Raw genomic sequence first — 17,987 nt, 5'->3', positions numbered from 1 at the left:
AGAACCAACACGAAAAGAAAGCTCATGAAACACGACATTCATCCCGTCTACGGACCGGTTGTGATCCGCGACAACTCCTGCGGCAAAACGTTCCTCACCCGTTCCACCCTTGCCGGCAATGCGCAAACGCTACCGACCATCGAATGGGAGGACGGCCGCACCTACCCTCTCGTCGTCACGGAGATCACTTCGTACAGCCACCCCTTCTACACCGGCAAAAACGTGGTGCTCGACACCGCCGGTCAGGTGCAGAAGTTCAACGCCCGATACGGACGTAACGCGCGAAAGGAACAGGCATGAAAGTCAAGGCGTCGATACGATCCATGGCGAACAAACCAGGATCCGTGGTTGTGCATAGACGCGGCCACACCTATGTGATCAACAAGAAAAACCCGCGATGGAAGGCGAGGCAGGGCTGATGGCAAATCCGAAAGTCAGGACATCCCGCGCGAACACGCATTCACGTCGCGCCAATTGGAAAGCGAAGCCGGTAAGCCTTGCCACGGTGACCACGCCGGACGGTCGCACGGTTCAAGTGCCACAACATTTGGCGGCCGCCGCGCGCAAAGGGTATATCGAGGTCTGAACACAGGGAACGCAGCCTCGCGCCGCGCCGGTAAGGCCTCCTATGCTGCCACGGGTGTCACCCTCTCTCCCCGCAGCGGCGTAGGAGGACTTACCGCGCATACGCACATTCCCCAAACGGCTCCAGCCTCAATGTCCATCACCCATATAATTATGATAACGATTTTCGTTTAGTATACGGAGTTGATCGAGGGCCTCATGAACGACGAACCGCGCAAGATGCCAACGAAACGTGTGACACGGCCGCGTATATTGCTCTCCCGCACCATGGCCGGCCTCGCTCGGTTCGCCACCGCCCAGGAGATCGCGGGCATACTGCGCGAACAAGGCACTGGCATCGGCACGGCCACCGTATACCGCAACCTTCAGCTCATGGCCTCGGCGGGGGAACTCGATACCCTGCATCTCCACGGCGAGACGCTCTACCGCGAATGCTCCGACCACAGCCATCATCATCACATCGTATGCCGGGAATGCGGCCTCACCATCGAAATCGAAATCCCCGGATTGGAGCAGTGGGTCAAGCAGACGGCCCAAAAGGTGCACTTCACCGAGATCAGTCACGATCTTGAAATATTCGGACTGTGCGAGCATTGTGCGAAAACGCATTCGCACGGCAATGATCTATCTGACTGATAATCGCTTTCACTATTTTTTCTCCCGCATGGCTTCGTGCGTATATTGACATGCGTCACAAGGGAACGCCACGACGACATGCCGGAGCAATCGACAGCGGGCGTGGCATCATACGGAAAGAGATTCATATCATGACCATCAGGAACTACGACGAGCACGCTTACGAGATCGTTACCGAAGAGGGCACCTTCGCGGTCTGCAAGGACGATCTGGCCAAGTTCGACGCAACCAAGCACGAGCACGGCGTGGCCGCCTGCGGCTGCTGCGGTTGCTGCTTCACCGGCGACTGCTGCAACGACGCCGACTGCAAGCACTGCGAAGGCAAGCACTGCGCGCACGCCTGCCACGAAAACCGCGAAGGCCATGAGTGCGCCTTCTGCCACCTCGCTTTCGACACCAACGAGAAGTGCCACGAGGAGATCCTTGCCGATCTCAAGGAGCTGAAGGCCGAGCTCGCCGCCTGATCTCCAAGGAAAAGTTCGCGATCGACTTCAACGAAGAGCGGGGGAGGGAATCATTTCCCTCCCCCGCTCTTTGCGTATGCATCACGATCAGCGAGTTGAAGACGACGTCCCACCTAACGTCCTTGACTCCTTTGACGCCTTCGTCTGCATCGTGTTCGACCATAGCGCGCGACGAGGGAAACAATCAGTCCACGCTCGTTCATTTGCGATAATGATTATCATTAGATATGATGATGGCGAAGGCAAATACACCTTGGTAGAAAGACACTCATGACCGACGAAACAACATATGATTCCCCCACCGCCGGCAATTCCAACAACCCCAACGGTTCCGCGGAGAACGCCGCCTCACCCCGCAGGCGGCGCGGCATCCTGTACGCCATCGGCGGCGGAGCCCTTGCAGCCGCCCTGATCATCGGCTCGTTCGCCGCAGGAAGCGCCTATCGCGCGGGACATCCGCTGAACGGCGTGAACGCCGCTGCTGCCGCCGACACGTCGAACGCTTCGGACGTCGCCGATTCCTGCGACGTCACGCTCGACGTGGTCGCATCGGTGAACCAGTGGGGTTCACTGGCCGAGGAGCTCGGCGGGAAATGCGTGAAGGTGACCTCGCTCATCAACTCCACCTCCGCCGACCCGCACGACTACGAGGCCACGCCGCAGGATCTCGCGAAGCTCTCGAAAGCCCAGATCGTGGTGCTCAACGGCGCCGGATACGACGGATGGGCGGAAAAGGCGCAGCTCGACCCCTCCAAACAGAGGATCGTGAACGTCGGCGACCTCATGGGCATCACCGCCACCGAGGAGCACTCGCACGAGCACGAAGAAAGCGCCGAAGGCGAGGAAGGGCACCACCATCACCATCACGGTTCCACGAATCCGCACCTGTGGTTCAGCCCCGACGCCGTGCTCAAGGCATCGCAGGCCATCACGAAGGCATACGCCGACGCGGCCCCCGACGGCGGCGCAACCGAAGCCACGGTGCAACGCCATTCCAACGCATGGAACGGCGACTACGCACAGTTCGTGGCACTGGTGAACAAGGGCCGCACCGCAGGCGTCGAACGGCATTATGCAGCGACGGAATCCGTGGCGAATTATCTGCTCGACTACATCGGCGCCGTGGACAAGACGCCCGCCACCTACACCAACGCCATGAACAGCGAAGCGGAGCCTTCGGCATCCGATCTGAAGAACGCCATCGGCGTGATCGAAGGCAAGGACGTGGACATCCTCGTCGTCAACCCGCAGGAAATGGGCGAGTTCGCCAAGAAGCTGGACGCCGCGGCGAAGAGCCACAACAAGACGATCATCTCGGTGACCGAACAGCTGCCCGAAAACAAGAAGACCCTGCTTGAATGGCTGACCTCCATCACCAACCAGGCCCTGGCCACCGACGTCACGAACGGCTACTTCCTCACGCAGGATGTGAAGGACCGTACGCTCGCCGACTACGAGGGCGAATGGCAGTCCGTATACCCGTATCTCAAAGACGGCACGCTGGATTCCGTCATGGAGGCGAAGGCCAAGAAGGGCGACATGACCGCCGAGGAATACAAGGAGTACTACGACACCGGCTACAAGACCGACGTGGAGAAAATCATCATCAAGGGCAATGAGATGAGCTTCACCCGCGGCGGCAAGACCACGACCGCCACCTACAAGTACGACGGATTCAGGATTCTCGACTACGCCAAGGGCAATCGCGGCGTGCGCTACCTGTTCACCGCCACCGGCGACGTGCCGGACGGCGCTCCGAAGGTCGTGCAGTTCTCCGACCACGGCATCAAGCCGGGCAAGTCAGCCCACTTCCACATCTTCATGGGCGACGGCTCCCAGGAGGAGACGCTCAAGGAGATGGACAACTGGCCCACCTACTATCCGGCCTCGTTAAGCGCGAAGGAGGTCGCCACGGAGATGCTGGCGCACTGATCCCGTAGCCAGTATCCGGTGACGTGATGGGCGGAACACGAAAGCGCTGCCGCCCATCACGTCACCCGTATGGCAACCCGTCGTGAAGCATCAATCGTTCTGTGCAGATCCCCTTTAACGACACAGACCCCCTAATGACACAGGCCTTTCAGCAACGCAATTTCGTCGCGGTGGGTGGTCGGCGTCAGTTCCTTGGTCTCGAGAATCATCGGCAGACCGCAAAGCCGCGGATCGTTCACCATGCGTTCGAAGAACGGCAGACCGAGCGCACCGTCACCGATGTTCGCGTGACGATCCTTATGCGAGTTCAGGCCATTGATGGAATCGTTCGCATGGATGGCTTTGAGCCGGCTAAGGCCGATGACGTGATCGAACTCCCCGATCACGCCGTCGAAGTCGTTCACCAGATCGTATCCGGCATCGAGCACATGACAGGTGTCGAGGGTGACGCCGACGAGCGGCTCGGATCCCGTCCCGGTCGCATCCGGTATGGTGCAAGGCACGCCGGCGTCTTCGCAACGTTGCTCGATGCCGTCTATGATCGCGGCGATCTCCTCGAAGGTTCGCCCGCATTCGGTGCCCTTGCCGGCCATGGTCTCCAGCAGAATCGGTACGACGGAGATTTCGCCATCGGAGCCGTACGCTCCCGCCCCGGTCGAAAGCGCGATCAGCACACGGCTGAGACTTTCGGCGATCAGCCGGCATCCGACCTCACTCCCCTGCCCCACATGCGCGCCGGGATGCACGTTGAGATACAGCGACTGCCCGGCATGGCGAATCGCCGACAGCAGCCGCATATCCTCGATCATCGCGTTGACGGCGAACTCACGCTTGGCGGAGTCCTTGGCCGCAAAATTGTATACGTACGGCGCATGCACGACCAGCGGACCATACTGTTCGGCCGTCAGACGCCCGGCGAACCCCGCGGCGCCAGCCTCGTCCAGCGCCTTCGACCGTCTGCCGTACGGCGAGCGCGGAAAGAACGCGAACGTCGTGCCGCCCTCCTCATGAGACCGTTCGATCAGTTTGCTCCAGCCGCCCGATGTGGACAGATGCGATCCGATATACAGTTCCGCCGAACTATTCCCCATATGCCGATCACGGTCCTTTCCTCCACGTTCCATACAGCCTACGACATCATCGCAGACCGTATGGAGCGAACGGTCAAAGGTGCGACGCCCCGGACGGACATATTATCTGGGGTATCTGGAAGAACGTCCGGGTCGGCGTCATCAAAAGACAAGGACAGGCCAGCACCGTGTTTCCCGCGGAAACACAACCCGCCTACCTATGGAAAAAGAGAAAAAGCAGGAACAAACGTCGATAGAGAAAGGAACAGCAATCATGTTTGACGTGGACAAGGTGCGTGCGATCATGGCGCGGTACCCTCACATCCATCCGGAGGACTCGTATCTGCTCGACCGATACTGGAAGGACCTCTCGGACGCCCTACTGGAAGACGTGGACGGAACCATCCATTATCTTCGCTCGGAAGCAACCCCGGAAGAACTCGAACGCGTCAGCGAAGTCACTGACGAGCTGGCGGAATACTCTCAAAATGCGGAACTCATACACGCCATACAAGACGCATACCTCAGCCACCCCGAGACGCGCAAGGATCCCCTACTGTTCACGAACCTCAACATATCCATCGGATTCCTCAACGATACGGCCGCAGCACAGCAACTGCTAAAGCAACAGCCATCCGAAAACTCAGAGCACCGGTCCTCACCGATTCCGCGGAGGCATGGCGATGATGGTCGGCCGTGCACGGCGGAAACGGTGAGCGAATCCGCGGGTTCGCGAATCTAGGCGAAATAGCGCTGGGCGAAGCTGTCGTAGAGGGTGTTGAGACGATCACGTTCGGCCACTTCGAATCCGACACCGTGACCGACGCATCCCCGTCGAGACGGTGCATCGGCACGCAGGTCGACGCCTGCTCGCCCGGCTTATCCCCGACAAGAGCGCCCTAGCGACCGCGCGCCGAATACGACATCTACACAGCCGGATCCCCGCCCGGCGCGCATCAATCGCACATGGGGCAACGGTGCGGAATCCTTCTACCACTTGCTCGTGGACGAGGAGCTCGGCATGCTGACGTATTTCGCGGACCCGTACTCCCCTTACCAGAGGGGCACGAACAAGAACCGCAACGGCAAATCCGATAAGGCCCGATTTTTTGCGCACTTTGGCTTGTTTTCCTATGCGGCAGTGAGCGTTTCCCTTGTTCGTGTTGCATGGGCGGGGAACTCGGGGTCGGCCGGAATGTGTGTCCGTAACAGGCCGTAAGGCCTTGCGGGACAACAACTGGACAGCTTTCGCGTTGGAGCGGCAAATTGGGTGGATGAACACACCCGGTTGCGCCGTGTGCGGCGAGCCCCTGACGAACGAAGTGCATCACGTATCGCATGGGGATGCCATAATCCCTGAAGGCCCGTATTACGCGACCACCATATCCGATCGAACTCTTTCGGGGGCTATATCCATGCCGTTCGACCAGGTCGGGGCGCCGGCGACGATCCGCACACTTTTGAACATGCCGGGCTCACGCAATGCCCGGAATTCGCCATGGTCAAGATATTTCTCCATATCGAAGATTCCCGTAGCCCCGTCCGAACATGTCACACGGAGTTTGTAATCGTCCAACGGTTTCACTTCGGTAACTTCGCACAGATAATCAAGGAATGACATGACATGCTCCTATCGCAACGGTTCAATCCGCATGGGCTGTTCGCCTTCATGGCAAACTTCCCAGGAAGCCTGCAGCTCTTCTTCGTGGATTGCGGCCCAAGCCTGCACCAATCGGTGTTGTTTGCGTGGCAACTCACCGGAAAGAAGCTCACCGTCCAACGAATACACCGCTTTTGAACCCTGATATTCCACGTGCATATGCGGTGAATTATGATCATCCGCATACATTCGCACGATGATGCCGAAGAACATACTCACAATCGGCATGGCAACTTCCTTCCGGCAAGCGAAACATGATTCCGATACATCAACCATCCTACAATGCCAGCAACAGACCGAACGGGCTCGTGAAGCTAGGCGAAATAGCGCTGGGCGAGACTGTTGTAGAGGGTGTTGAGACGGTCGTACTCAGTAATGACGGTGGACTTCAACGCCTCCACCTGCGTGACGAACTCGTTCTGTTCTTCGACGGATGCCACCGGAATGGGAACATTCCCCAGTACGGTGGTATCGAGTTTTTTCGTCCCGTGTGCGGAGCTTCCGGTTTCGGCCAGCAACAGCGCTTCCCGATTCCGCAATGCGGAGGCAAGAAAGACGGCATTGCATTCCTTCTTGGGCAGCAGTGCTTTCATATCCTGATTAATGCTGGCCGGAACCTTCAGCACGGCGACCGGAAGGCCTGGCCCTCCGGGGTCTGCGGAAAGATCGGGTCGGTTAGCGGCTGTCCGGTGAACTCGGCCATGTTCTCGGCTTCGAGCTCCTTGTCATCCAGCGACTTCATGAACATGAGGTAGGTGAGCTGGCTGATCACCTCGATCGGATTGGTGACACCTCCCTCCCACATGCGCTGCCAGATGTCATCGACCTTGTTCTTGACCGCCCCAGTGATCATCGCCGTCCTTTCCTCCACGTTCCATACAGCCTACGACATCATCGCAGACCGTATGGAACGGGAGATCAAGGACACAGCCCGGATAGTTAGGAGCACACCCGAATGGTCGAAGGCACAGCCCGAATGGTCGAAGGCACAGCCCGGACACGGACCGACAGACAGTCGGTACCGCTCGGTACCGCTCAGTGCCGCTCCTCGTAGTCGAGGTATGCGAAGTCGGCGTGGGAGCCGTGGGCGTCCATATCCTGCGCACAGATGCCCAGCATCGCGCCGGTGAACGCGCAGCCCTTGATCGACCGCTCCACATAGTCGTCGCTGATATGATCGGCGGGCTGAACGTCGCCGAGCGGCCTGAGCTCGCCGGCGGCACCGGTCTCGTCGACCAGCGCGTAGGAGAACCGCGCCTCGGCGCCGCGAACCTCGACGTGCAGCTTCACCGGGTCGTTTCCCGGGAGCTCCACCTGCCCGCAGCCGTAGGTCAGTTCCTCGTGGTCGCAGCGCAGGATCTGCAGCACGCGGGTATCGGTGCCTTCGGTATCGAAGGTGATGCACGCATAGATCCAGTTTTCGGTATCGTAGTAGAGGATCAGACCGGCCATCTGCTGGAAGTTCCTCGGATCGAAGTCGATCACGGTTTCCGCGTCGAAGTCGAAGTGCTCCCAGCGTCGGGCGAACAGGCTCTGCTTGTGCTGCGAGCGCAACGACTGCCCGCCGTAGAGGCGCAGCCAACCGGGACGTGCGGTGAGACTGTAGTCCCGTTCGGCCGTGAGCGCCGTGCGCAGCGTCTTGAGGCTCGGAGGAATGGCGGGATCGGTGACGGAGGTGAGCGGGGTCGGGGGTTGGATCCGCGGGGATTCGGCCCCCTCATCCGTCAGATCGTCCGTCCCCTCATCCGTCGGCTGCGCCGACACCTTCCCCCCGAGGGGAAGGCAGGAGGGAAGGGACTTTCCTTCGAGGGGAAGGCAAGAGGGAAGGGACTTTCCTTCGAGGGGAAGGTCAGAGGAGGAAGATGCGAAGTTGATGCGTTCGGAGTGATCGAGGTTCTGCACGACGCCCTGGGCGATCTTCGGTGCGGGTACGTCGAGGTCGGGGCTGATGGTGTTGTTCTCCAGTCGTGGCCAGCCGTCCTCGGTCCAGTAGATCTTCTGGATGCCGGTTTCTCGGCCCAGCGTGCAGTTGCCGCGTTCGGTGAGCGGCCGACCGCAGATCTGGGTCACGTACCATTCGTCGCCGATTTCGAGGAAGCAGCAGTGGCCCGACTTCTGCAGCGGATTGGTCGGCTCGTCACGAGTGGTGAGCAGCGGCGTATACGGCGAATCCTCGAACGGACCTTCGAGGGTACGCGCACGGGCCACGGTGGCGGCGTGCATGTATCCGGTGCCGCCGGCCGCGCACAGCAGATAGTAGTATCCGTTGCGCTTGAGGATCTGCGGCCCTTCGCACACGCCGAGCTTGGTGCCTTTGTAGAAGTGCTTGCGCTCCCCCACGAGCTTCATGGTGTCGGGGTCGAATTCCTGAATCACCGTGCCGGCGAACTTCGCGTGCCCCGGACGATAGTCGTAGAGCATGTTGAGGAACCATTTGCGTCCGTCGTCGTCATGGAAGATGGCCGGGTCGAAGCCGGAGGCGGTCAGGAAATACGGTTCGCTCCACGGCCCGCGGATGTCGGGTGCGGTGATCACGTAGTTGAGCGTGTCCTTGAACGGCGCATAGCTTTTCACGTCGGTGTAGACGAGCCAGAACCTGCCGTCGGCATAGCTCAGGTGCGGGGCCCACAGCGATCCGGAGTTGTAGTTGCCGAGCAGGTTCACCTGGGATTCCCGGTTCACCGGAGCAGCGATCCACTCCCAGTTGACGAGGTCCTTGGAATGGTAGATGTCGATGCCGGGCCACCATTCGAAGGTGCTGGTGGCGATGTAGTAGTCGCCGCCGACGCGCAGGGCACTGGAATCGGGATGGAATCCCGGAAGGATCGGGTTATGGATCATCGTGGTCATGTGAACTCCTTTGTCGCGGATTACAGTAGTACGGCAACGCCGTCGAAATCACGCAGACCTTTCACGTTCAGCGTTGCATCGGCAAACGTGACTTCGATGCCATCGCGGTGGAATTCACGATCGATCGTCGAAGTCGCATCGCCTACGGGAATGGTGATGACGTCGGGCGAATCATGGAACGAATGAACCACCACGAGCGTACGACCCTCACTTTCGGCACCGCGATCGCCGTGACGCACGATCGCCTGCCATCCGCTTGGATGCCGATAACTGCCAAGGGACGGTCCATGCCATGTGCTCACGCCATGATCGATGATCGGCGCCGCGGCCCGGTAGAATGCCACGCCGTCGCGGATCACAGCGTTCTTCTCACCGGAGAACGCATTGGCGTCACCGGAGAAGCATAGGCGCCCAAGCAGGCCGGAACAGATCTGATAGTAGAGTTTCTCCGCCGGATCCTCGTCGCGGATCACCGCCCAGATCTGCGACTGACGCGGCAGGATCATGCGATGCATGTTCGCTGCGATCACCGGAATCTCATCGCATTCGTGCGCGTCGGAGAAACTGGCCATCGCACCGATCTCCATGAATGACTGCACAAGCCGATGCCCGCCGGACGCACAGATCTCGATCATCAGATCAGGCAGCTCATGACGGATGCGTCGGAAGAAGTCCTGCGACGCCTGAATCTGGCCGTACAGGCCGTCTCCGAGCGAGGCGCTCGAATCGCCGGGCGTTTCGCATCCGACGCCAATGGTCTCGTTGTAGTCGACCTTCATGTAGTCGAATCCGTTGTCACGCAGCATGTCGATGACCTTATGCGCAAGGTAGTCCCGAACATCCGGGTTGCGCATATCCCACCAACGACGGTTGCCGGAGGTGATGGGCAGACCATCGCGTTTGAGCAGCCATTCCGTCCTGTTGAAGCAGTCAGGCTCCTGGCGTCCGGCGATTTCGAATTCGAACCATATGCCGGCTTTGAGCCCGGCGTCGTGGATCGCATCGACAACGGGCTTCATTCCGTGAGGGAACGCCTTTGCGCTGACGTTCCATTTGCCGAAGCGGCTGGATGCCTCGAAGGCGCTGTCGTCGAACCATCCGGCGTCGATGACGAAATACTCAACGCCAAGCTCCTTGACCGCGTCAAGCTGTTCGAGCACGCTCTTTTCGGTGGGCATGCCCCATGTGGAGCAGAATTCGTTGAAGATGATCGGCAGATGACGTTCGCTGTCCGGCACGCGAAGATATCGACGTACATTGCCGGCGACTGCCTGAGCCGCATCATCCACCCCGCCCCGCACAACGGCCAGCACGGCCTTGGGCGCGTCGAAGCGTTCGCCCGTCCTCACCGTATGCGTCCATTGGCCGAATTCGCGGTCGGCGATACCGCCGGACAGGCTCAATCCCTCGTCGCGACGGTACACTTCGATCTGCCAGCTGGATGCATGCGTGGTGGCCGCAGCCCACGTCACGCCGGATACCCGATCGGTAAGTCCCACGAACGGCACCCATTCACGCACCGGAAAGCTCCCGACCGAGCCGAACCGAACGGAGTTGGCGGAATACCGCTGCCAACTGGGCTCAAGCTCAAGCTCCTCGACCGGCTGGGACAGCAGGCGACCCTCGGCGCTCCATGTGCTGCGCATGCGATGCAGGGTAAGCGTCTCCGGAGCGAGTCCGGATGAGAATGGTGACAGCGAGCCGAGCGTGAAGCTGGACAGCATCTCGAACGTGACCGCCTTGGCTGAATCGTTGATCACCGACGTGTGGATCTCCACGGCCCGGCGGGCTGCGGTCATGATCAGATCATGCTCGTAATGCCATCCTCGCGGATCGTCGATGCGCGTATGAACCGTCACCGAGCCATCCGAAGAGGGCATGACCCGCGGGTCGCCGAACCGCATGCGCGTCACGGTCTGCGAATTACGTATGGTACGTCCCTGAGAGAAGCCGAATGGGTAGTCGTCTCCTATGACCTTGGCCTGGACGAGCGGTTCCGCCTCGCAGTCGTCACGCAGTACCGTGGCGGACTCGTTCTCATCGCCGGTGACGTTGGACGGTACGAGCAGCAGTTCGACGATGCCGGTTCTGTCGTCACGTCGGTAGATGGCCGTCGTCTCGTCTACGGTGGCCCGCAAAAGAATCGTTCGCATGGTACTCCTCGTACGTCGCTTGCCGAGCATGGATGCCGTGGACCGTCGGTCCGTTACCGCCAGTCGACGCCGTTGACGCGAATGTCGTCGACGATCATGTCGTCGCATCCTTCGGTGAGAATGGCCGGACGCTCATCGTCGTGCAGCGTACGCAGACGAATCCCCTTCAGCCGCAGATCGTCGATGTTGCGCAGATCCATGAACGCGGTACGGGACCAGTCGGGATAGTAGTTCTCGCTGGATCGGCCTTCAGGCTCCTTCAGGCGGTCGAGCACCTTCGGGTACTCGCAGTCGGCGGGGATGTCGCTCTTGTTCACGCCGCCGATGAAGGTGTAGCGGATGTCGCTCAGCGTCACGCCTTCGATCGGATGCCCGTCGGCCGCGTCGAAGCGAATGCCGGCGAATTTCGGCTCGCCCATCACGTCGTCGGTGAACCGCATGTGCGTCTTCGCCATCTCCTCGTCGTCCACGGCCGTCAGATGCGTGATGTCGATGTTGCCAAGCCGGCCGATGGCGGGTATGTGATCGAGTTCGATGGACGTGCCGTAGTCGTCCGGCTCGAACCGGTTGTTGAGGATCACGAAGATCGGACGGGTCACATTGCGCATCACGATGTTGCTGACGGCGATCTCACTGATCGCGCCGCCTTCGGTGCTCTCGATCTTGATGCCTTCACGCCACACGCGATTCATCGTGCAATTGGCGATCACGACGTTGTAGATGTCGCCGATGGATTTGAGTCCGATGCGGATGCCCGCGCACACGCCGGTGAATTCGCAGTTGGTGACGTGGATGTCGTGCACCGGCCTCTCTCGGCTGCTTGCCTGCAGGCAGAGGTTGTCGTCGGTGCCGCGCACGTAGCAGTCGGAGATGAAGACGTGGGCGCAGCCGTCGAAATCCAGTCCGTCACCGTTGTAGCGCTTGTCGTTCTTGATGTCCACGCCACGAACCCAGATGTATTCGCTGTCGAGGAATGCGGTGGTCCATGCAGCGGCGTCGTAAAGACGCAGGTTCTCCAGATGCACGTTGGAGCAGCGCAGCATGCGGATCATCATCGGCCGGTAGATCGAACCAGCATTCGGGAACGATTCGGCGTTGCCTTCGATCACGCCGCGGCCGATCAGTCCGAAGTCGTGGGCATCCTCGGCGTAGATGAAGCATCGGTCGATGTCATGCTCGTTGCGATAGCGGTTGTGATGCACGTCCGGCGAATAGTCGGCGATGTCCGGGCTGGCGAGCAGTCTCGCAGAGGCGTCGATCTCCAAATACACGTTGGATTTCAGCCTCAGGGAACCGGAGAGAAACGTGCCGTCCGCCAGACGCACCGTGCCTCCACCCATCGACGAGCATGCGTCGATGGCCTGTTGAATGGCGGCGGCATCGTTCGCCATGCCATCGGCCTTGGCACCGTACGTTCTGGGATCGATGATCATCGACGACTCCTTTTTTCCATCGTTGCGATCGCCTTCATATCGCCGGAATCCGCTTCCCGGGCTACCGGCCGAACCATGCTGAGCCGCCCGGACCCATTCCGAGCCGACAAGACCCATGGCCTCATCGCCGTTTGATATCCCACACGATAATATGAAATCGGTTTCTTGTCAATTTCCCGACTCCATCCCGGTCTTCCATCCGCCGAACGTCACGGCATTTCTCGTAATAAAATAGGGCCAGTTGTATAACACCTTTCTCATGAGAACAGATGAAGTACAGTCAACAACCAAACATTGAGAAAGCGATATCACAATGACAGAAGCAACGGCGGACATCCCATCTCCTGGACCTTCCGCCAGAGGCGGCGTGACCCTGAAGGACGTCGCACAGGCCTCGGGCGTATCCATCTCCACAGCATCGCGGGCCTTGGCGAACAATCCACGCGTCAGCAAAGAGACGAGACGACACGTGCAGAGCGTCGCCAGAGAACTCAACTATGTCGTCAACGGTCTGGCGCAGTCGATGATCGGTACCGGTCGGCGTACCGTGGCCTTCGTCACCGACGCCTTTCTCGCGGAGCCGTTCGCCCGCATCGCCCGTGGCGTCGACGAGGTCATGTGCCGGCATGACGCACTGCTTCTGCTCAACGCCACGCATCATGCACCCGAAAGACGCCAGGCGCTTATCGAACTGTTTGCCCAGCAACGGACCTCAGGCGTGATTCTGGTCGGCACGCAGAACGACACCACCGCGCATCGCGGTGATATCGCCCGGTACCACGCCATTCTTCAAGGAGTCGGAGCCAGACTCGTGCTCTGCGGGGCCTCGGCCATTCCCGAACTCGACGACATCCCCACCGTGGCATACGACCAGTGCGGCGGGACACGCAACGCCACCATCACCCTGCTCAACGCGGGACATCGCCGCATCGCCTTCCTCGGCTATGCTCAGCGGACCACGGCGATGGAACGTTTCGCCGGATACCAGCAGGCCATGAGGTCGGCGGGAATCCCCGTCGACCTCAGCAATCCTCTGGTGATCACCGTCGGCAACGTCAGCAGTCAGATCATGCCCGCCATCAGACGGATCCTCGATCAGGATGCGAGCCGTCGACCCACGGCCATGGTGTGCATAACCGATCATGCAGCGCTGTGCGTATACCGCGTGGCCCAACAGCTCGGCCTGCATCTGCCGCAGGATCTGTCCATCACCGGTTTCGACGATTTGTCTTCGAACGACGTGCTCGCTCCGGCTCTCAGCAGTGTTGCGGTGCCGTTCGAAGCCGTCGGCCGGTATGCGGCGCGGCTGGTGCTCGGACTGCCGGTGGAGCACGGCGATCATCCGGTGTTTCCCGTACGGTTCACCGCCCGCGGATCGATTGCCGCACCGTACCCGCAGGCGGATTGAAAACCGTTACCGCACCTTCCTGATGAAGAACACGCAGATGGCGGCGGAGCTGAGCACGATGAAGCCCATCGGGAACAGGCCCGCGTAACCGAAGGTATGGATCACCCAGCCGGCGAGCAGCGGGGCGGTGAGGTTTCCGACCACGCCACAGGAGTTCAGGAAGGCCAGATCCTTCGCGGCGGTCTTCGGGTTGGGCAGCACGGTGGTCATGATGGCCTGGTCCAGCGAGCTGAACACGCCGGAACCCAACGAGGAGATGGCCACGTAGATGGTGTACATCACCGGGGTCGGCACGAAGAACGGCAGCCAGCACGGCAGACCGACGGTGAAGATGGCGATGGCCAGCGGGATCTTCACGCTACGGAACTTATCGGAGATCGGACCGGCGATCACGCCGCAGGACACGGCCGCGATGACGGCGAGCAATGCCATGAAGCTCATCCACTTGCCGGCGTCGGCCTCGGATTGCCCCATGTAATCAGTGAGCGTGTAAAGACGGTAGGTGCCGATGCCGCCGGGCACCATCCACAGGAAGCGCGCCATGGCGGCGAGCCAATAATCGCGTCCACCATCCTTGGGAGGCAGGAAGTTGCTCAGCGCAGAGCCGACGGTGAACTTCTCACGCGGCATGTCCTTGTTCGAAGGTTCGCGGCACACCGCGACGGAGATCAGCGAAAGCACGTCGCCTATGACCAGGGAGATGATCACGCCGGTCGGAATGTTCGTGACGAACAGCGCGGCCACCACCTGGGCGCCCTGCAAAGCGGCCTGATGACCGACGCCGTACATCGAGGATGCGGTGCCACGCCAACGGGGCGCCACTTGATCCGGCTGCCATGCGCATCCCGCGGCCAGCATCGCGTTGTACACGGCCGCATAGACCCACCAGGAAACGAGCACCACGGCCACGTTGCCGGTGAAGGCGAAGCAGAGCAGGGCGATGCTGCCGACGATCACACCGCCCACGATCCACGGGGTCCTCGATCCGAAACGGGATCGCGTCATATCGGACAACGCACCGCCGACGATACCGGCGATGATCGAAATGATCATGGTCACCGTGGAGACGATGGCCACCATCGCCACTTTGCCATCCGGATCGATCTGTCCGATTTTCGCCGGCAGCAACACGGCATTGACCGCCTGTCCCGCCCAATACCATCCGGCTCCGCCGAACAGTAGGCCGAGACCGGGCTTCCACGGAAACTTCGGCTGCTCCTCATCGATGATTCCCCGGTGCGGCGATGCACCAGCCACTTCATTGGTCATGCGAACACTCCTTCATGTTCCTATGCATCTGAGCCGTGGACCGACGCAGACGTATACTCCTTCATCGGTCGCCCCGACGAAGCCCGGCACACCACATACCGAACCGCCTTCGTCAAGCAACTTGACCTCACCATATTATGAAATCGATTTCTCGTCAATTTGCAACACAACTTCGTCAAGCGAAATCGTGCTGAAATCATAATGAAAAATGGCTGAATTTCAAAGTTTTTCAACGATACAACTAGTTGCACAACTTAGTTTTTCTGAAAAATAAAGTATTGATAACAAAACAATGTGAAACCGTTTGCAAAACACATGGGAGCTCAGACGCGCGGAACACCTACGTCACACCGTCACACGGGCCGAACGGCACCCGTGACGGCACCCGGACCGCGTGACGTCAACGTCGACCGTCCCGCGTTGCAATAACGCGAACCTCGATGAAACCCCAACGTGAAACTAGCGCGAGGAACGACGCTCGACCCCGGTCGGGGGCATATCATCGCCCAGACAATGGTGCAGCCGATCGATCAGACACGCGGGTGCGGTCTGCGGCCTCAGATAGGCCCGCAGCACTTCGATCACGGCCTTCTCCCGGGCATCGCACAACGCATCGACGTCGAAACAGTCACTGGCATAGGATCCCGAATCCGCCGACCGTCCCTTCCGAGAGGCGGAGGCCTCCGACGATCCCCCGTTCCCGGAACCATCGCCGGTCGATATCACTCCCCCGGCCGGCTCCACATGCCCCACCGTCACGATGGTTTTCGTCACCTTGGCCACCACGGTACCGTCGCGATCCGCGGCAATGCTCACATGCCGTTCGATATGCCCGTTCATGATCGCTCCTTTCCCTGATGGTCGGATACCTGACTACTGCCATTATCACCCGTCGCACGTCTCCCGTGGTTCGCGGTCGGTGAAACCGACGACTTTCCAGCACGACGACCGGAACGATCGGCACGACCACGGCGGTTTCCGGACACATACCCCCGTTCCCGCGCATAGGCTTCCAGTTCCTGCTTCAACTGAGTGCGCGCCCGGTTGAGCCGGCTCATCACCGTCCCGATCTTCACACCCTGCTCATCGGCCACCTGCTGATACGACTTGCCGTCGATCGCCGCGTCGATGAACACCTGTCGCCGTTCGGGACTGAGCTTGTCAAGCGCCGCCATGATCTCCTCCGGCGCGAACGCATCCTGATAGATGTCCTCGGCGGATCTGAGCCCTTCGGAACTGTGCTCGGCAGCGGAATAGATGTCCCAATCGTCGTATTCGCCGGTACCGTCATTGGCCCGCTTGGGACGACGCTTGGCCTTCTGATACTGATTGAAATACAGATTGCGCTCGATGGTGGTCATCCACGCCGCGAAATTGGTGCCCGGCGAAAACGAATCGAAGTTCTTGAAGCCACGTTCGAAGGTATCCTGCACCAGATCCTGCGCATCCTCGGGATTATTGGTCAGCTTCATCGCATGACGGTACAGGTCATCGACCACGGGCATGGCGAGTTTCTCGAACCGGGCCCGTCGTTCGCCACGGTCGTCCCGTTCGCGGTCGTCCCGTTCATCCCTGTCCCGCTTACCATCCAGCGCATCAACCACGATTCCCATTGTGCCACAGGGCAACCGCGAACAGCGGGAACGTCCGGCATCTTCGATAACGGCCGACCTTCAAATATCGACGGGACCATTGTCGGATGGCGAACGCACAATGGCCGATATGAACGAACTGCTTGACGCCATCTCGCATATGGATGCGCAATCCCCCGACACCACGCTCGCCGACGCGCTGCTGCTCGGTTTCGACACCGAAACCACCGGCATCCGTCCCGGAAGGGATGCGATCTGCTCGGCCACACTGGTGCTCCGAGATCAGCGTCTCGGATATCCGGGCGACGTGATCGGCGAATGGGTGGTGAATCCCCATCGGCCGATCCCCCCGGCAGCCAGCAGGGTCAACGGATTCACCGACGATTTCCTTCAGACGCATGGCAAGGAGCCCACCGAGGCGATCGACGCCATCGCCACCGTGATCGCCGCGGCCCAGAACGTCGGCATCCCGCTCGTCGCCTACAACGCTCCGTTCGACGTGCATATGATCGAAGGCGATCTCGAACGCTGGGATCTCAGGCCCCTGATCGAACGAACGAACCGTGAGGAACTTCTGGTGATCGATCCCCTGCTGATCGACCGAGCCGTCTCCACCCGCAAAGGTCACCGCACGCTCACCGACACCACGTTCTACTACGGTGTTCAGCCCCACGGCAATTTCCATGACGCCACGGCCGACACGGTGGCCACGGTGGATCTGATCGCGCCGATCGCCCGACTGCATCCGCAGGTCGGAGGCCTCAGACTCGGTGAGGTAATGGACTGGCAGCGCGAGGCGTACCAACGGTGGCGCGAAACGTTCAATCGCCGTACCGTCAGCAGGGGCCGCACCTCCGCCGACGGCTGGCTATAGGCAGCCCGACGCCACCGGACAGCCGGCACCATATGCAACCAGCGTGCACAGCACAATCAGC

At 60.3% G+C, this 17,987-nt stretch carries 20 protein-coding genes and 1 pseudogene; 10 read left to right on the top strand and 11 right to left on the bottom strand.

The genetic code is table 11. The features are described 5' to 3' along the window. Window positions 1-24 precede the first annotated feature (24 nt). The 6 genes from Uis1B_RS02510 (at window position 25) to Uis1B_RS02485 (ending at window position 3,617) form a co-directional block, all read left to right on the top strand. Window positions 25-300, top strand: coding sequence for a type B 50S ribosomal protein L31 (locus tag Uis1B_RS02510; protein WP_101615255.1), 276 nt, complete (start codon window positions 25-27; stop codon window positions 298-300). After that, entirely contained in the window at window positions 297-419 is a 123-nt protein-coding gene (locus Uis1B_RS02505) for a ribosomal protein bL36 (RefSeq protein ID WP_094661937.1), read from the top strand. The genes Uis1B_RS02510 and Uis1B_RS02505 overlap by 4 nt, the downstream gene beginning before the upstream one ends. Further along, window positions 419-586, top strand: a complete 168-nt coding sequence (gene rpmF / locus Uis1B_RS02500; RefSeq protein WP_101615253.1) for a 50S ribosomal protein L32 — start codon at window positions 419-421, stop codon at window positions 584-586. Before Uis1B_RS02505 ends, rpmF begins: the two co-directional genes overlap by 1 nt. Window positions 587-819: 233 nt before the next feature. Beyond that, on the top strand, window positions 820-1,221 hold the full coding sequence (locus Uis1B_RS02495; RefSeq protein WP_243390225.1) for a Fur family transcriptional regulator: 402 nt from the start codon (window positions 820-822) through the stop codon (window positions 1,219-1,221). 131 nt (window positions 1,222-1,352) lie between these two features. Further along, window positions 1,353-1,685, top strand: coding sequence for a lectin-C (locus tag Uis1B_RS02490; protein ID WP_165782692.1), 333 nt, complete (start codon window positions 1,353-1,355; stop codon window positions 1,683-1,685). A gap of 270 nt (window positions 1,686-1,955) precedes the next feature. Beyond that, the gene (locus Uis1B_RS02485; protein ID WP_101615251.1) at window positions 1,956-3,617 is read left to right on the top strand and encodes a metal ABC transporter substrate-binding protein; all 1,662 of its coding nucleotides are present in this window, start codon (window positions 1,956-1,958) and stop codon (window positions 3,615-3,617) included. 131 nt (window positions 3,618-3,748) lie between these two features. On the opposite strand, the gene Uis1B_RS02480 is transcribed toward Uis1B_RS02485, so the two are convergent. Then, window positions 3,749-4,708, bottom strand: a complete 960-nt coding sequence (locus tag Uis1B_RS02480; RefSeq protein WP_101615249.1) for a deoxyribonuclease IV — start codon at window positions 4,706-4,708, stop codon at window positions 3,749-3,751. A 199-nt stretch (window positions 4,709-4,907) separates the two neighbouring features. Here Uis1B_RS02480 and Uis1B_RS02475 point away from each other — a divergent pair, with 199 nt between their 5' ends. Together Uis1B_RS02475 and Uis1B_RS12285 are read left to right on the top strand one after the other, a co-directional pair. Continuing rightward, complete coding sequence (locus Uis1B_RS02475; RefSeq protein ID WP_133124808.1) at window positions 4,908-5,429, top strand: hypothetical protein; 522 nt, start codon at window positions 4,908-4,910, stop codon at window positions 5,427-5,429. 50 nt (window positions 5,430-5,479) lie between these two features. Next, window positions 5,480-5,777 (top strand): annotated as a pseudogene (locus Uis1B_RS12285) (IS30 family transposase); the annotation flags it as partial. A gap of 279 nt (window positions 5,778-6,056) precedes the next feature. Here Uis1B_RS12285 and Uis1B_RS02465 read toward each other — a convergent pair. The 7 genes from Uis1B_RS02465 to Uis1B_RS02435 form a co-directional block, all read right to left on the bottom strand. Then, window positions 6,057-6,308, bottom strand: coding sequence for a DUF2442 domain-containing protein (locus Uis1B_RS02465; RefSeq protein ID WP_101615245.1), 252 nt, complete (start codon window positions 6,306-6,308; stop codon window positions 6,057-6,059). A 9-nt stretch (window positions 6,309-6,317) separates the two neighbouring features. Beyond that, window positions 6,318-6,575: a DUF4160 domain-containing protein gene (locus tag Uis1B_RS02460; protein ID WP_101615243.1), complete on the bottom strand. Its 258-nt coding sequence runs from the start codon at window positions 6,573-6,575 to the stop codon at window positions 6,318-6,320. An 86-nt stretch (window positions 6,576-6,661) separates the two neighbouring features. Further along, a complete protein-coding gene (locus Uis1B_RS02455) occupies window positions 6,662-6,940 on the bottom strand; it encodes a restriction endonuclease subunit S domain-containing protein (RefSeq protein WP_101615241.1) in 279 nt (92 codons plus the stop codon). 26 nt (window positions 6,941-6,966) lie between these two features. Next, a complete protein-coding gene (locus tag Uis1B_RS02450) occupies window positions 6,967-7,200 on the bottom strand; it encodes a type I restriction-modification system subunit M N-terminal domain-containing protein (protein ID WP_207763363.1) in 234 nt (77 codons plus the stop codon). Between the two features lie 182 nt (window positions 7,201-7,382). Beyond that, window positions 7,383-9,197: a glycoside hydrolase family 43 protein gene (locus tag Uis1B_RS02445; protein WP_165782691.1), complete on the bottom strand. Its 1,815-nt coding sequence runs from the start codon at window positions 9,195-9,197 to the stop codon at window positions 7,383-7,385. Between the two features lie 20 nt (window positions 9,198-9,217). Next, the gene (locus Uis1B_RS02440; protein ID WP_165782690.1) at window positions 9,218-11,350 is read right to left on the bottom strand and encodes a glycoside hydrolase family 36 protein; all 2,133 of its coding nucleotides are present in this window, start codon (window positions 11,348-11,350) and stop codon (window positions 9,218-9,220) included. Between the two features lie 53 nt (window positions 11,351-11,403). Beyond that, entirely contained in the window at window positions 11,404-12,783 is a 1,380-nt protein-coding gene (locus Uis1B_RS02435) for a glycoside hydrolase family 28 protein (protein WP_101615237.1), read from the bottom strand. Between the two features lie 313 nt (window positions 12,784-13,096). Here Uis1B_RS02435 and Uis1B_RS02430 point away from each other — a divergent pair, with 313 nt between their 5' ends. Further along, the gene (locus Uis1B_RS02430; protein ID WP_101615235.1) at window positions 13,097-14,191 is read left to right on the top strand and encodes a LacI family DNA-binding transcriptional regulator; all 1,095 of its coding nucleotides are present in this window, start codon (window positions 13,097-13,099) and stop codon (window positions 14,189-14,191) included. A 6-nt stretch (window positions 14,192-14,197) separates the two neighbouring features. On the opposite strand, the gene Uis1B_RS02425 is transcribed toward Uis1B_RS02430, so the two are convergent. The 3 genes from Uis1B_RS02425 to Uis1B_RS02415 all read right to left on the bottom strand — a co-directional run bounded on the left by Uis1B_RS02425 (window position 14,198) and on the right by Uis1B_RS02415 (window position 16,965). Further along, complete coding sequence (locus tag Uis1B_RS02425) at window positions 14,198-15,460, bottom strand: MFS transporter (RefSeq protein ID WP_101615233.1); 1,263 nt, start codon at window positions 15,458-15,460, stop codon at window positions 14,198-14,200. A 459-nt stretch (window positions 15,461-15,919) separates the two neighbouring features. Beyond that, on the bottom strand, window positions 15,920-16,300 hold the full coding sequence (locus tag Uis1B_RS02420) for a hypothetical protein (RefSeq protein WP_101615231.1): 381 nt from the start codon (window positions 16,298-16,300) through the stop codon (window positions 15,920-15,922). Next, window positions 16,297-16,965 carry a sigma-70 family RNA polymerase sigma factor gene (locus Uis1B_RS02415; RefSeq protein ID WP_243390227.1) on the bottom strand — a complete coding sequence of 223 codons (669 nt, stop codon included), beginning with the start codon at window positions 16,963-16,965 and terminating at the stop codon, window positions 16,297-16,299. Before Uis1B_RS02415 ends, Uis1B_RS02420 begins: the two co-directional genes overlap by 4 nt. 208 nt (window positions 16,966-17,173) lie before the next feature. Between Uis1B_RS02415 and Uis1B_RS02410 the strand changes: the two genes are divergently transcribed. Further along, window positions 17,174-17,926: an exonuclease domain-containing protein gene (locus tag Uis1B_RS02410; protein ID WP_101615227.1), complete on the top strand. Its 753-nt coding sequence runs from the start codon at window positions 17,174-17,176 to the stop codon at window positions 17,924-17,926. The last annotated feature ends 61 nt before the right edge of the window (window positions 17,927-17,987 follow it).

Source organism: Bifidobacterium margollesii, assembly GCF_002860355.1.
Classification (GTDB): domain Bacteria; phylum Actinomycetota; class Actinomycetes; order Actinomycetales; family Bifidobacteriaceae; genus Galliscardovia; species Galliscardovia margollesii.
This window is presented reverse-complemented; position numbering and strand designations above follow the sequence as displayed.